This is a genomic window from Paractinoplanes ovalisporus (assembly GCF_016834655.1).
GTDB lineage: Bacteria > Actinomycetota > Actinomycetes > Mycobacteriales > Micromonosporaceae > Actinoplanes > Actinoplanes ovalisporus.
On record NZ_JAENHP010000010.1, the window covers coordinates 17,504 to 31,209 of the forward strand.

At 71.6% G+C, this 13,706-nt stretch carries 12 protein-coding genes; 10 read left to right on the top strand and 2 right to left on the bottom strand.

Translation table 11 applies throughout. The features are described 5' to 3' along the window. The first annotated feature begins 20 nt into the window (after positions 1-20). The 5 genes from JIG36_RS27595 to JIG36_RS27615 all read left to right on the top strand — a co-directional run bounded on the left by JIG36_RS27595 (position 21) and on the right by JIG36_RS27615 (position 6,266). Positions 21-2,642 carry an IPT/TIG domain-containing protein gene (locus JIG36_RS27595; RefSeq protein WP_203379317.1) on the top strand — a complete coding sequence of 874 codons (2,622 nt, stop codon included), beginning with the start codon at positions 21-23 and terminating at the stop codon, positions 2,640-2,642. A gap of 68 nt (positions 2,643-2,710) precedes the next feature. Continuing rightward, on the top strand, positions 2,711-3,085 hold the full coding sequence (cmtR, locus tag JIG36_RS27600; RefSeq protein ID WP_203379318.1) for a Cd(II)/Pb(II)-sensing metalloregulatory transcriptional regulator CmtR: 375 nt from the start codon (positions 2,711-2,713) through the stop codon (positions 3,083-3,085). Continuing rightward, a complete protein-coding gene (locus tag JIG36_RS27605) occupies positions 3,082-5,058 on the top strand; it encodes a heavy metal translocating P-type ATPase (RefSeq protein ID WP_203379319.1) in 1,977 nt (658 codons plus the stop codon). Before cmtR ends, JIG36_RS27605 begins: the two co-directional genes overlap by 4 nt. Before the next feature lie 62 nt (positions 5,059-5,120). Further along, positions 5,121-5,477: a BlaI/MecI/CopY family transcriptional regulator gene (locus tag JIG36_RS27610; RefSeq protein WP_203379320.1), complete on the top strand. Its 357-nt coding sequence runs from the start codon at positions 5,121-5,123 to the stop codon at positions 5,475-5,477. A gap of 153 nt (positions 5,478-5,630) precedes the next feature. Beyond that, positions 5,631-6,266 (top strand): class I SAM-dependent methyltransferase, encoded by a 636-nt coding sequence (locus JIG36_RS27615; protein ID WP_203379321.1) that lies wholly within the window; start codon positions 5,631-5,633, stop codon positions 6,264-6,266. Positions 6,267-6,305: 39 nt separating this feature from the next. Here the strand turns inward: JIG36_RS27615 and JIG36_RS27620 are convergent, their stop codons facing one another. Continuing rightward, positions 6,306-7,829 (bottom strand): FAD-dependent oxidoreductase, encoded by a 1,524-nt coding sequence (locus JIG36_RS27620; RefSeq protein WP_203379322.1) that lies wholly within the window; start codon positions 7,827-7,829, stop codon positions 6,306-6,308. A gap of 82 nt (positions 7,830-7,911) precedes the next feature. Here JIG36_RS27620 and JIG36_RS27625 point away from each other — a divergent pair, with 82 nt between their 5' ends. Together JIG36_RS27625 and JIG36_RS27630 are read left to right on the top strand one after the other, a co-directional pair. Continuing rightward, positions 7,912-8,802: an NAD(P)/FAD-dependent oxidoreductase gene (locus JIG36_RS27625; RefSeq protein WP_203379323.1), complete on the top strand. Its 891-nt coding sequence runs from the start codon at positions 7,912-7,914 to the stop codon at positions 8,800-8,802. Between the two features lie 51 nt (positions 8,803-8,853). Then, positions 8,854-9,315, top strand: a complete 462-nt coding sequence (locus JIG36_RS27630; RefSeq protein ID WP_203379324.1) for a DUF427 domain-containing protein — start codon at positions 8,854-8,856, stop codon at positions 9,313-9,315. On the opposite strand, the gene JIG36_RS27635 is transcribed toward JIG36_RS27630, so the two are convergent. Continuing rightward, complete coding sequence (locus tag JIG36_RS27635) at positions 9,246-10,124, bottom strand: MmyB family transcriptional regulator (RefSeq protein ID WP_203379325.1); 879 nt, start codon at positions 10,122-10,124, stop codon at positions 9,246-9,248. The genes JIG36_RS27630 and JIG36_RS27635 overlap by 70 nt on opposite strands. A 117-nt stretch (positions 10,125-10,241) precedes the next feature. On the opposite strand from JIG36_RS27635, the gene JIG36_RS27640 reads away from it, so the two are divergent. The 3 genes from JIG36_RS27640 to JIG36_RS27650 all read left to right on the top strand — a co-directional run bounded on the left by JIG36_RS27640 (position 10,242) and on the right by JIG36_RS27650 (position 13,680). After that, on the top strand, positions 10,242-11,210 hold the full coding sequence (locus JIG36_RS27640) for an alpha/beta hydrolase family protein (RefSeq protein WP_203379326.1): 969 nt from the start codon (positions 10,242-10,244) through the stop codon (positions 11,208-11,210). Between the two features lie 7 nt (positions 11,211-11,217). Next, a complete protein-coding gene (locus JIG36_RS27645) occupies positions 11,218-11,916 on the top strand; it encodes an SDR family oxidoreductase (protein WP_203379327.1) in 699 nt (232 codons plus the stop codon). Between the two features lie 348 nt (positions 11,917-12,264). Beyond that, complete coding sequence (locus tag JIG36_RS27650) at positions 12,265-13,680, top strand: alpha/beta hydrolase (protein WP_307872933.1); 1,416 nt, start codon at positions 12,265-12,267, stop codon at positions 13,678-13,680. Positions 13,681-13,706: the final 26 nt, after the last annotated feature.

Here is a 13,706-nt window from a genome sequence, read left to right on the forward strand (position 1 = left end):
CCGACCGGAAGGAGCGCACCATGCCCGACGCGCCACAGCTCGACTCGGTCACCCCGGCGTCGGCCCGGGCGGCCACCACACTCACCCTCGCCGGGACGTCGTTCGGTGCCCGCACCGACGGGTCGGCCGTCCGGCTCCGGGTCCCCGCCCAGGGTGCGGCACCCGTGCCGGGCGAGCTGGTGAGCTGGTCCGCGACGGCGATCCAGGTCCGGGTTCCGCCGCTGGCCACGTTCGGTTCCGGCGGCCCGCTCGAGATCACCGTGCACAGCGACGACGGCGACAGCGACGCGGCGGCCTTCGTGCTCGAGGAGGAGGCGCCCCCGGCGGTCACCGCGGTGCAACCCGCGCGCGGGCTCGGCGGGGACGCGATCACGCTGACCGGGGAGCGTTTCGGACGGCGGGCGCCGGGATCGGCCGTCCTGTTCCAGGCGCCCGGTCCGCGCGACGTCGCCGCGGTGGTGGACTCCTGGAACCCGGGGACGATCGTGGTGCGCGTGCCATTGGCCGAGGCGCTCGGCGGCGCCGGGCAACGCTCGCTGGTCGTCTCCGCCGCGTGGGGGCGCAGCGACCAGCAACCGTTCCTGCTCGGCGAACTGCCCCGCATCGAGGCCGTCGTGCCGGCCAGCCCGTCACCGGCCGGCACGATCACGATTCAGGGCCGGGCGTTCGGCCCGCAAGCCGCCGGTCACCTCGAACTCGTGGCCGTCTACGCCACTGCGGACCCGACGGCGCCGGGCAACACGACCGTCCCGGCCGTGCTGTCGTGGACCGACACCGAGATCCAGGCCCAGCTGCCCGACCTGCCCGGCCTGCGCACCACCGGCCCGCGCGACGTGGTGGTCACCAGCGAGTGGGGCGCGAGCCGCTCGGACCAGCACAGCCGGATCCTGATCGAGAGCCGCGCCTCGATCACGAACTGGACCCGGCTCGAACCACACGCACGTACCAGCGACCTTCAAGCGGGATTGCAGCAGGGACTTCAGGCCCAGGTGTACGACGCGTTGTGGCTGCTCGGCCGGCAGTGGCAGATGCTCGAGCTGCACGGCACGGACGCCGGTTCGCCGGTGACCGCCCGGGTCGACGGGACGGCGACTCCGTTGGCGCGCTGGCGGCCGCGGGGCGGGCAGCCCGGCGATGTCCCCGCGGGCACGCCGCTGGAGGCCGTCGTGGAGCGCGAGACGGTGATCCCGGCGCCCGCGCCGTCCGGGCCGACCTTCAGCGACCTGCGGCTGGCCGCCGAGTCCGGGCTGCACCTGCTCCGGCTCATCGAGGCCGAGCTCGACGACGGGCCCCGCAGCGGTGACTACCGGGCCCGGTTCCGGAACGAATATCCGTTGCGTCGTCCGTCCGGCGGGGCCGCGCTGGACGCCGGCAGTCAGCGCTTCCTGACCGTGGCCGCGGGCCGGGTTCCGGACGGCGCGCGCATCTACGCCGACTTCCAGTCGGTGCTGGACTCGCCGCCGCGGCTGCCCCGGCGGCCACCGATCGACGACCGGGACCGCGACGAGGTGATCTCCGCGCTGCGGCGGTGGTACGCGTGGTGCGCCGGCCTGATCAGCGCCCCCGTCGGCTCGACCGGTTCGGGCTGGGACCGGCAGCGCATGGAGTACTCGTTCACGGCCGGTTCGGGCGACGTGGTGCTCGCCGCGCCCGAGCACGACGGCGGCCACCTCGACTGGTACTCGTTCGTGCGGCGTACGCCCGGCGCGGGGGTGTCGCTCGGGTCGCCCCGGCCCGACCGGCGGCCGGTGGCGTTCACCCGCACGGCGGTGCCCAACGGGGTCAGTTTCCCGGGCATGCCGGTTCCGCGCTGGTGGGAGCTCGAGGACCGGGTGGTCGACTTCGGCGCGGTCGCGGCCGAGCCGAGCGACCTGCTCAAGCTGGTCCTGGTGGAGTTCGCCACGGTGTTCGGCAACGACTGGTTCACGGTGCCGCTGGACGCCATGCCGGTCGGCTCGCTGCTGACGCTGGGCTCGGTGAAGGTGACCGACTCGTTCGGCGTGACCAGCACCCTCGCCCCGTTCGGCGACGGCTCGGGCACCGACTGGCGGATGTTCGAGCTGACCCGCGAGGACGGCACGGCCGACGCCGGCAACTCGATGCTGTTGCTCGACACGCTGCCGACCACGGCCGAGTCGGACCCGATCGAAGACGTGGTGCTGCTGCGCGACGAACTGGCCAACATGGCGTGGGCGGTCGAGAAGACGGTCGAGAGCCGTACGGGCCGTCCGGTGGACCGGCACGAGGAGGAGGTGACCGGGCGAGGCGATCAGCCACCGGTCGACCAGGAGGCCCTGCGCCGCTACCTGCTGCAGACCGCCGTCCCCCGGAACTGGATCCCGCTGCTGCCGAAGTTCGACCGGGACACCACCGGTGCCGTACGACGGCGCTGGCTGGCCCGCGGTGCGATGCGCGACCCGGCCGGCGGCCCGGCGATCCGCCCCGTCGGGCGGCTGCTGGAACCGGGAACGGCGCTGGACATCTTTGACGAGGAGGTTCCGCGGGCCGGGGCCCGGGTGCGGCGGCTCTGGACGTACGGGCGTTCGCTCGACGGCCGGACCCACCTGTGGCGGGGCCGGCGCAAGGGTCCGGGGCGGGGCGAGGGCTCCAGCGGCCTGAGTTTCGACAGCACCCGGACCTGACCCGGGGATCGCCGCCGCTGACACCAGGGCGCGTTCCCTTAGTTCAGCGCTCGCTGTATGGTCAGCGAATGCTGACCAGTGTTACCCGCGTGGACGTGATGGCGCGGCTGGGCCGGGCGATGGCCGACCCGACCCGGTCCTCGATCCTGCTGAGCCTGCTCGAGCGGCCGGGCTATCCCGCCGTGCTGGCGCGCGACCTCGGTCTGACCCGCAGCAACGTGTCGAACCATCTCGCCTGCCTGCGCGGGTGCGGCCTGGTGGTGGCGGTGCCCGAGGGGCGGCAGACGCGGTACGAGATCGCCGACCCGCACCTGACCCACGCGCTGGCGGCCCTGGTCGACGTGGTGCTGGCGGTCGACGACGGCGAGCCGTGCGCGGACGAGGACTGCGCGGTGCCGCTGTGCTGCGGGCCGGGCGCGGTCGGCGGGGAGAGTCCGCGATGAGCAAGGAGTGCTGCGGTCCGGACGAGACCGAAGAGACGGTGGACGACGAGATGCCGGTGTGGTGGCGCGATCCGGCCCTGCGGTTGCCGGCGGCGTCGGGCGTGCTGCTCGCGGTGGGTTACGCATCGCAGTGGTCGGGGCTGGACATCGCGGCCACCGTCGTCTTCGCCGGCGGTCTCGCGGCCGGGGCGTGGACGTTCGTACCCGGTGCACTGCGGCGGTTGTGGCGCGGCCGCACCGGCGTCGGGCTGCTGATGACGATCGCCGCGGTCGGCGCGGTGCTGCTCGGGCACGTCGCCGAGGCGGCCGCCCTGGCGTTTCTGTTCTCCATCGCCGAGGCGCTCGAGGACAGGGCCATGGACAAGGCCCGGCACGGCCTGCGGGCGTTGCTGTCCCTGATTCCGGAGACGGCCCGGCTGTCCCGGTTGAGCGGTGACGTGACCGTGCCCGCGGCCGAGGTGCGGCAGTTCGACATCCTGGTCGTCGGCGCGGGGGAGCGGATCGCCACCGACGGGGTGGTGGTGCGCGGGCGCTCCGCCGTGGACACCTCCGCGGTGACCGGCGAGTCCATCCCGGTCGAGGCCGGCCCGGGTGATCCGGTCCCGGCCGGCGCCGTCAACGGCTCCGGCACCCTGCACGTCGAGGCGACCACCGCCGGTCGGGACAACTCGCTGACCACGATCGTGCGGCTGGTCGAGGAGGCGCACGCCCGCAAGGGCGACCGGGCGCGGCTGGCCGACCGGATCGCCCGCCCGCTGGTGCCCGTCGTGCTGATCGCGGCGGTGCTGGTGGCGGTGTTCGGCCTGATCGCCGGCGACCCGCAAACCTGGATCGAACGGGCCCTGGTCGTGCTGGTCGCGGCGTCGCCGTGTGCGCTGGCGATCGCGGTGCCGGTCACGGTCATCTCGGCCATCGGGTCGGCCAGCCGGCTCGGCGTCGTCATCAAGTCGGGGGAGGCGTTCGAGCGCCTCGGCGCGATCCGTACGGTCGCGCTCGACAAGACCGGCACGCTGACCCGCAACCGGCCCGAGGTGGCGACGGTCGAGACCGGCGACGGGTTCGACCGTGAGCAGGTGCTCGAGGTCGCGGCCGGGCTGGAGGCGGCCAGCACCCACCCCCTGGCCGCGGCGATCATCGCGGCGGCCGACCGGCGGGCGGAGATCGCCGACGTCGAGGAGCTGGCCGGCCGTGGCGTCACCGGCCGGTGGGACGGGCGGCCGGTGCGCGTCGGCAGCCCCCGATGGATCGATCCGGGACCGCTGACCGGTGCCGTCGACACCATGGCGTCGCAGGGGATGAGCGTCATCCTGGTCGAGATCGGCGAGGTCGTGGCGGGCGCGGTGGGCATCCGCGACGAACTGCGGCCGGAAGCCGCCGAGGCGGTCGCGGCACTACGCGCCCAGGGCATCGGCGTCATGATGCTGACCGGCGACAACACCCGTACGGCGCAAGCTCTCGCCCGGTCGGCGGGCATCGACGACGTACGCGCCGAGCAACTCCCGCAAGACAAAGCGGCCGCCGTCGAAAGAGACGCTACGGCCATGATCGGCGACGGCATCAACGACGCGCCGGCCCTGGCCGCGGCCGGCGTGGGCATCGCGATGGGCGCGACCGGTTCGGCCGCCGCCGTCGAGTCGGCCAGCGTCGCCTTCACCGGCACCGACCTGCGGCTGATCCCGCTGGCTCTGGCCCACGCCCGGCGTGGCCGGCGCATCATGACCGGCAACATCGGCCTCGCCCTGGCCATCATCGTGGTGCTGTTCCCGCTGGCCCTGTTCGGCGTGCTCGGCCTGGCCCAGGTTGTGCTCGTGCACGAGCTGGCCGAGGTGGTCGTCATCGCCAACGGCCTCCGCGCCGCCCGTCGCCGCGTACCCCGGCCGCCTGCGCCGGGCACACCGCCGGCTGCTGACGTGACAATGGTGCAGTCGAGCGCCGCCGGGGCGTCCGCTGCCCTGCGTCTCCCGAACACCTAAGCGCCTAAGGTTTTCCGGGCAGCCGCCGTTAGACTGGCCGCCGGGTGCGGGGAAGGCGGGGCATGCGGGGATTCGGCGAGCTGGAAGCGGCCATCATGAACGTGCTCTGGAACCGGGGCGAGCCCACCAGCGTCCGGCAGGTGCACACCGACCTGCAGCCGGAGCGCCGCCTGGCCTACAACACGGTGCTGACCGTCGTCGACATCCTCTACAAGAAGGGCCGGCTGCGGCGCAGCAAGGACGGCCGTGCCTTTCGCTACTGGCCGGTCGAGTCCCGCGCCGACTACGGCATGCAACTGATGCGCGACGCGATGGCCGAGAGCGGCGACCCGGCCGGTTCCCTGGTCACCTTCGTACGGCACCTGAGCGACGACGAGAGCGCGGCCCTGCGCCAGGCCCTGGGGACGTACGAGCGGTGATCGCCGCCCTCATCCTCGGCTTCACCGCCGCGTTCTCGACCGTCGCGGTACGCCTGCTCCCAGGAGCGGCTGGGTCTACCGGTCGTCCCGGCTGGGCATCGCCGCCTGGTAGGCGGTCACCGCTTGAACCGACATGCGCCGCGGAAGGATGTCATGACCCCAGCGAACGAATCAACCGCCAAAGTTCTGCGCGTCTGGGAGAAGAACGCGCCCGCATACGACCGGCAGATCGCCTTGCTGGAACGCGTCTGGTTCACCGGGGGCCGTCAATGGCTCGGTGCTCGCGCCCAGGGCCGTGTGCTCGAGGTGGCGATCGGCACCGGGCTCAACCTTCCCCACTACCCAGCCGGCGTCGTTCTGACCGGCGTCGAGCTGAGCCCGGCGATGCTGGCCATCGCCCAGCGCCGGGCCGCCGATCTCGGCCGCACCCTCGATCTGGCGGCCGGCGACGCCGAGGACCTGCCGTACGACGCGGACAGCTTCGACACGGTCGTCTGCGCGCTGTCGCTGTGCACCATTCCCCGCCCGGCCACGGCGATCGCGGAGATGAGACGCGTCTTGACGCCCGGCGGCCGGCTGCTGCTGCTCGACCACATCGGCAGTTCCTGGCCGCCGATCCGAGCGGCCCAGTGGCTGGTGGAACAGGCGACCGTCCGAGCCGCGGGTGAACATTTCACCCGTCGATCGCTGCCTCTGGTCGAGGCGGCCGGTTTTGAGATCGTCGAGCGCGAACGCGTCAAGGCGGGCACCATCGAACGTCTGCACGCCCGCAAACCCGCCGCGGAATGACGGAGGTGCGGCCGGGTCGCAGCAGGCGGCCGCCCGGCTTCAGCGCCGGAGCCGACGCGACCGGGGCGCCAGCAACCCTCGAGGAACGACCGAGAGGAGCGGGGCCGCCCGGACACCGTGCCGGCCGAGGATGGCGTTGACGGCGAGGATCGCCGAGCCGGCGGCACGTTCCATCAGCCCGGCCGGGAAGGGGACGCGCACCCAGTCGCCGGCCAGATAGACGCCGTCGGCATCGGAGAGCACGCCGGGCCGGGTGGCGTCGCTTCCCGGGGCGAACGCGGGTGCGTCGTCGCCGACACGTTCGTCGACGTCGAGAATGGTCATGCCGGTCGTCTCCGGCCACAGCGCCCCGAGTTCGGCCCACATCCTCTTGGTGAGCTCGGCGGCGTCCACACCGTCGGGGGCCGCGTACGCGTGCAGCTCGATGACGCTGCCGCCGGTCCGGCGGGCCCACTGGGTCGTGGCCTGCTCGATGCGGTGATAGAGCGTGACCGAGTCGAGAGTGGGCTCCCCGGCCACGCTGGTGAAGACGCTGCGTTCGGGTGCGCAGTCCTGGGCCGTCCAGATCCGGCTGACGGCGTACGGCGCCGCCGTTCGGACCGTGGCCATCTGCTCGGCGAGCCGGGGCGCGCGTGCGGCCAGCCCCGGGGAAGCGGCCACGATCTCGCGGGCCGAGCGCGGGTCGGTGGCGAGCACGACGTGGTCGGCGGTCAGCTCGGCGCCGCCACGCAGCACGACGGTCCAGCCTGGATCGATCCGGTCGACTGCGGCCTGGGTACGGATCTCGCCGCCGAGCGCCTGCAACTGCCCGGCGAGCGGCGCCCAGATGGCCGTCTCGTAGTCCTGGATGGGTGCGTCGAAGTCGAGACCCTCGGGATTACGCAGGAAATAGAAGTGGAACTGCATGATCATCTCGGCCGCCGACATCTCCTCCTGGTGGTTGAAGAAGGAATGCGCGAACACGTCGAACAGGTGAGCCCGGGCCCGAGCGGGCATATTCAGCGTGTCGAGGAAGTCCTTCGCCGAGATGTGGTCGAACTGGCGGTAGGTCTCGGCGCGGGAGTAGCTCAGCAGGGGGACGGCGGCTTTGCCGTCGACGCCGCGAAGCTCCCGCAGCTTCAGGCTCGGTGACCGGGCGACCAGTGCCAGCAGATTGGCCGGAGGGCGGCGGGGCAGGCCGGAGAAGCTTTCCTCGGGCCAGTTCCGGGAGACCACCGGGTAGCGTCCGGCGGGCCGGAGGAACGACAGCTCGGGATCGATCCGGCGGAGCACGTTGTGAAGGTTGTAGTACTGGCGGAAGAACCCGTGGAAGCCGTGCTCGACCATTTGCCGTGAGCCGTCCGCCACGACCTGGGGCCACGCCGCAAGACGACCGCCCAACTGGGCGTCGCGTTCCAGCAGCGTCACCCGGATCCCCCGCTCGGCGAGCAGAAGAGCGCTGGTCACCCCGGCGATCCCGCCACCGATCACCACAGCCCGGACCTCGTCGGTGACGGTTCGCGGCAGATCGGCGCGAGGACGGACCAGGCGGTGGGCGCGGGCGCTCGTCAGTCGTGATGTCACGCGGCCACGCTACCCTTGATCGACGCAGTAATCGACGCAACATCCTGCCGACAGCCGCCCAATGCCCTTGTAGGGTCCGATCATGGACGTTGTCGTGGTGGGGGCCGGGATCGCCGGGTTGTCGTGTGCACGGGCGCTGACCGACGGCGGGGCGCGGGTCCGGGTGGTCGAGCGGGGCCGGGTGGTCGGCGGCCGGCTGGCCAGCAAGCGGTACGACGGCCGGTATGCCGACATCGGCGCCGCGTACCTCGTCGCCGACGAGCCGGACTTCACCGCCCAGGTCTCCTCGTGGCAGTCCCGCGGGCTGGCCCGGCCGTGGACCGACACCCTGCGCGTCTACCCGGGCGGCGAGCCCACGACCGGGCCGATGCGGTGGGCGGCCCCCGGCGGTCTGCGGTCGCTCGCCACTGACCTGGCCAGGGGCCTCGACGTGCACCTGTCGACCCGGCTGGACGCGGTGCCCGATGACGCGGACGCGGTCGTGCTCGCCATGCCGGGCCCGCAGGCGCTGCGTCTCGATCCGCCCCCGGCGGTCGCGGCCGCCGCGAACGCGCAGACCTGGCAGCCGGTGATCGCCGCCGTCCTGACCTATCCGTCCCGCGAGTGGGGCGATCTGCGGGGCGCGTTCGTCAACGACCACCCGACCCTGGCGACCGTCCACGACGACGGCGACCGCCGCGGCGACAATGCTCCCGTCCTGGTCGCCCACTCGACCGCCGATCTGGCCGCCCGATACCTGGACGACCCGAGCGGCGCCGGCCCGGTTCTCGCCGCCAGCGTCGGCGAGCTGTTGGGCCTGTCGGCGGAGCCGGAGGTGCACGTGCACCGCTGGACCTTTGCCCAGCCCGAGCCCGGCGAACCCGCGTACGCGGTCGACGGCCGGGTCTGGTTGTGCGGTGACGCTTTCGGCCGCCCGCGCGTGCAGACCGCCTGGCTCTCCGGCCGCGCCGTCGCCCACGCTCTCCTCAGCTGAGATGCATCCAATTGCGGCCGCCCAGACGAAACTTCCCGGAGAGGTGAGCTGATGGAATCAGTGTGGGATTACCCCCGCCCGCCCCGGCTCGAGCGCTCGCCCGCTCGGGTGTCGGTGGTCCATGCGGGACAACCGATAGCCGAAAGTGACCGGTGCTGGCGGGTTCTGGAGACCTCGCACCCGCCGGTCTACTACGTGCCTCGCGACGACATCACTCCCGGGGTGCTGGCCCGAGCGGAGGGCCGCTCCCTCTGCGAGTTCAAGGGCGATGCGACGTACTGGGATCTGGTCGTCGGCGATGTCCGGATGCCCCGGGTGGGCTGGTCCTATGAGCGGCCGACTCCGGGATACGCCGAGATGGCCGGCGCGGTGGCGTTCTATCCGAGCCGCGTCGACGAGTGCCGGGTCGACGGCGAACTCGTCCGGCCGCAGGAGGGTGACTTCTACGGCGGCTGGATCACCTCCGGCATCGCCGGCCCGTTCAAGGGCGGGCCGGGCACGATGGGCTGGTGACGGCCGGTCAGGGTGGCCAGCTTGACCGCGTCCGTCGTGTCCGGTGTGACGGTGAGGATGACCAGCCGCAGGTCGACGTCGTGCACGGTCAGCACGTCGCAGTCCAGAGTCACGTCGCCGACCAGAGGATTCGAGACGGTCTTGCGCTGGCCGCCGTGCCGGGCGACGGCCGGTTGGTCCCACAACCTGGCAAAACGTCCGCCGGTGGCGAGGAGCGCGCCGACCAGGTCGTTGAGCTCGGCGTCGTCCGGATAGCGGTGCGTGGCGTCACGCAGGTCGGCCACCAGCGACCGCTCGTGACGCTCCCAGTCGGTCATCCGGACCTGAATGTTCTCGCTGGTGAAGATCTGCCACAGCACGTTGCGGTCGCGGCCCGTGAGCGCGGCCGGGTCTCCGAGCAGGGCCGCCCATGCCCGGTTGGCGGTCAGCAGCGTCCAGGTCGCGTCGTACACGGCGAGCGGGACATCGCCGAGCCGGGCGGCGAGCCGCTGGACGCCCTCGGTGATCTGCCGGGGCACGGTCCCGCCCGGTGGCAGCGTGTGACCGGCCAGCCGGGCCAGCATGCCGTACTCGTCGTGGGTGGCCCGCAGGGCCCGGGCCAGCGACCGGACGACGTCGATGCTCGGCCGGGCCCGATCCTGCTCCAGCCGTTTGACGTACTCGGGAGACACCCCGGCCAGCCGGGCCAGTTCGGCGCGGCGTAACCCTGGTGTGCGCCGCTCCGCCTCGGCGCCCGGCAACCCGAGGTCCGCCGGGTCGGTCCGGTGCCGCCAGGCCCGGAGCACCGCTCCCAAGGTCAACTTCGTCATAGCGGCAACTATGCCCTGCGCCGGGTGGTACAGACCGGGCCACTCACCATCGGCATGACCACGCGGCCGTCCGGAAAGACATCACGGCACCAGATCGATCAAGGAGGTCCGACGACAATGAGCACGGCCATCTCGGAAGCCGGCAACATTCCGGTCAACGCCGCCACCCCCGTGGTCACCTACAGCCCGGTGGTGTTCGACGTGCCCGGCCGGGCCGCGCCGCTCGAGATCAAGGTGTCCGCTCCCGCGACCGGGACCGACCTGCCGATCATCCTGCTGTCGCACGGCCACGGCGAGACCAACTTCATCGCCTCGCTGCACGGCAACGCGCCCATGGCCGGCTTCTACGCGGCGCACGGATTCGTCGTCGTCCAGCCCACCCACCTGGACGACAAAGCCCTCGGGCTGCGCGACTCCGGCCACCCCGAGGCGCCGATGTTCTGGCGCAGCCGCGTCACCGACATGCACTTCATCCTCGACCACCTCGACGAGATCGAAGCGACCGTCCCCGGACTCGCCGGCCGGCTGGACCGCGACCGCATCGCCGCCGTCGGGCACTCACTCGGCGGGCACACCACCTCGATGCTGCTGGGCAGCCGGGTCGACGACCCCGAGGACCCGCAGACCGGCGACCTGTCCGATCCGCGGATCAAGGTCGGCGTCATCCTGGCCTCGCCCGGCGTCTCCGACGAGCCGACCGACGGCGTGATGATGCAACGCGTACGGATGCTGCGGTTCATCAACTTCGACACCATGACCACGCCCGCGCTGGTGGTGGCCGGCGACAAGGACCTCAACGAGAACTTCTCCACCCGGCTGAGCTACCGCAGCGACGCCTACACCCACGCGCCGGCCCCCAAGACCCTGCTGACCATGCACGGCGCCGAGCACATCTTCGGCGGCATCACCGGTTTCGACACGGTGGAGACCACCGACGAGGATCCGGAGCGGGTCGCCACGCTGCGCGCGATGATCTGGGCGTACCTGCGATCCGCCCTCTACCCCGACGACAAGGCCTGGCCCGCGGCGGTCGAAGCGCTGGAGAGCGGCGCCGCCACCTCGTCCGGAACCGTCGAGTCCAAGTAGGCAGCTCATGACATCACCCACAGTCCTCGTCGCCGGCGCGTCGCGCACCATCGGACGGGCCATCGCGGAAGAGTTCCTGCGCCGCGGATGGCAGGTCATCGGCACGGTCCGCGACCCCGCCCGCCGTACGGAGCTGCACGACCTGGCGGACCGCTCGGACGGCCGCCTCGAGATCGAGCAACTCGACGTCACCCGCGACGACCACCCGGCCGCCCTCTCCGAGCGCCTGGCCGGCCGTGAGCTGGACGTGCTGTTCGTCAACGCCGGCACCAACAGCAACGACCAGACCCCGATCGCGCAGGTCCCGGTGGCCGACTTCACGAAGGTCATGGTGACCAACGCGCTCGGCCCGATGCGCGTCATCGAGGCGCTCGCCGGCCTGGTCAGCCCGGCCGGTCTCATCGGGGCGATGTCGTCCGGCCAGGCCAGCATCACCGGCAACACGAAGGGCTCGCACGAGCTCTACCGGGGCAGCAAGGCCGCCCTGAACATGTTCATGCGCGGATACGCGGCCCGCCAGCCGGAGGGAACCAGCCGCGCGCTCGTGCTGATGGCGCCCGGCTGGATCAGGACGGACATCGGCGGCCCGGACGCGCCGTTCACCATCGACGACAACATCCCGAAGGTCGTCGACGTCCTGCTGGCCAAACGGGAACGGCCGGGCCTGGAGTATCTCGACTACGAGGGGAAAACCGTCGCCTGGTGAACCCCTCCCGACGGCAACCGCGGCGCCGGCAGCCGATCAGTACCGTAAACCGGCTGAACGGGCGGCCTCGGAACCTCCGCGAGATGGATAGCCTCCGATGAGCCCGCATGCGGTGGGACGTGCAAGCCCGTCACTACCGCATACGGGACCGAATCGGACGGAGGGCATGGCATGAGACGACTCCTGGCGTCAATCGTCGCTACGGCCGTCGGGCTGGCGGTCGGGGGCGGCATGATCCCGTCCACGGCTCAGGCTCACAGCGGGAACCCTGGATATACCCCGCCCCCCATCGCGTGGGGTGCGTGCGCCAACGCGACCCTGAAGGCGCGCGGTGCCGAATGTGGCTTCGTGATCGTTCCGCTCGACTACGCGCGCCCGGGCGGCACGAAGATCAAGATTGCGGTGTCACGCATCAAGGCCAAGTCGCCCGCGGCCGACTATCAGGGCGTCATGCTGGTCAACCCGGGTGGGCCGGGCGGGTCGGGCCTGATCTACTCGGTGTTGCAGTCGGCGATTCCGAACAACGCCGGTCTCGACTACGACTGGATCGGGTTCGATCCGCGCGGTGTCGGTTCGAGCGTGCCCGCGCTGACCTGTGACGGGAACGTCGCCGGCTACAACCGGCCCTACTACGTGCCGGTCACCAAGGAGCTCGAGAAGACCTGGCTTGGCCGGTCCAAGGCGTACGCGCAGGCGTGTGCCCGAGCCGGCGGCCCGCTGCTCGACCACCTGAAGAGCACCGACAACGTGGCCGACATGGAGAGCATCCGCAAGGCGCTGGGCCAGAAGCAGATCAACTTCTACGGCTTCTCGTACGGCACCTACCTCGGGCAGGTCTACGCCACCCTGCACCCGAACCAGGTGCGGCGGATGGTGTTCGACGGTGTCGTCGACCCGCGAGGCGTCTGGTACGACGCCAACCTCAGTCAGGACATCCAGTTCGACAAGAACATGGACGTCTACTTCGCCTGGGTGGCCAAGTACGACGCGGTGTACCACCTGGGCACCACGGGCAAGGCCGTGAAGGCCAAGTACTACGCCACGCTGCAGAAGCTGCGCAAGGCACCGGCCGAAGGCAAGATCGGTCCGGACGAGTGGAACGACATCTTCGTCTCGGCCGGCTACTACGTGTACGGCTGGGAGGACGTGGCCACCGCGTTCTCGGCCTACGTCAACGACGGTGACGCCGCCGGCCTGCTGGAGCTCTACTCGGAGCCCGGCCCGGGCACGGACAACGGCTACGCGATCTACCTCGGCACCCAGTGCACCGACGTGAAGTGGCCCAGCAGCTGGAGCAAGTGGCAGCGGGACAACTGGCGGATCTACAGCAAGTACCCGTTCATCACGTGGAACAACGCCTGGTACAACGCGCCTTGCCTGTTCTGGAAGGGTGACGTGGGCCGGCCGGTCTCCGTGGACGGCCGGAAGGCCCCGTCGATCCTGCTGATCAACGAGACCAACGACGCGGCCACGCCATACCCGGGCAGCCTGGAGATCCGCAAGCGGTTCCCCCGCTCGGTTCTCGTCGAGGGCGTCGGCGGCACCACGCACTCCGGCTCACTGAGCGGCATCGCCTGCACGGACGACACGATCGCGGCCTACCTGGAGACCGGCGCCCTGCCGGACCGGGTCCGCGGCAACCGGTCCGACAAGCAGTGCGAGCCCGTCCCGCAGCCGGACCCGACCGCGGCGGCGGCCCATACACTCTCGTCCACCGGCAGCATGAAGTCGTTGCTACGCCAGGAGGCGCCTGTCGTGCGCTGACAACCGGCAGCACTGACCGGGGCCGG

Coding starts and splice junctions, on each gene's coding strand:
- JIG36_RS27610 (WP_203379320.1), top strand. CDS start 5,121: ATGCGGGGATTCGGCGAGCTGGAAGCGGCCATCATGAACGTGCTCTGG.
- JIG36_RS27630 (WP_203379324.1), top strand. CDS start 8,854: ATGGAATCAGTGTGGGATTACCCCCGCCCGCCCCGGCTCGAGCGCTCG.
- JIG36_RS27635 (WP_203379325.1), bottom strand. CDS start 10,124: ATGACGAAGTTGACCTTGGGAGCGGTGCTCCGGGCCTGGCGGCACCGG.
- JIG36_RS27615 (WP_203379321.1), top strand. CDS start 5,631: ATGACCCCAGCGAACGAATCAACCGCCAAAGTTCTGCGCGTCTGGGAG.
- JIG36_RS27595 (WP_203379317.1), top strand. CDS start 21: ATGCCCGACGCGCCACAGCTCGACTCGGTCACCCCGGCGTCGGCCCGG.
- JIG36_RS27625 (WP_203379323.1), top strand. CDS start 7,912: ATGGACGTTGTCGTGGTGGGGGCCGGGATCGCCGGGTTGTCGTGTGCA.
- cmtR (WP_203379318.1), top strand. CDS start 2,711: ATGCTGACCAGTGTTACCCGCGTGGACGTGATGGCGCGGCTGGGCCGG.
- JIG36_RS27640 (WP_203379326.1), top strand. CDS start 10,242: ATGAGCACGGCCATCTCGGAAGCCGGCAACATTCCGGTCAACGCCGCC.
- JIG36_RS27645 (WP_203379327.1), top strand. CDS start 11,218: ATGACATCACCCACAGTCCTCGTCGCCGGCGCGTCGCGCACCATCGGA.
- JIG36_RS27605 (WP_203379319.1), top strand. CDS start 3,082: ATGAGCAAGGAGTGCTGCGGTCCGGACGAGACCGAAGAGACGGTGGAC.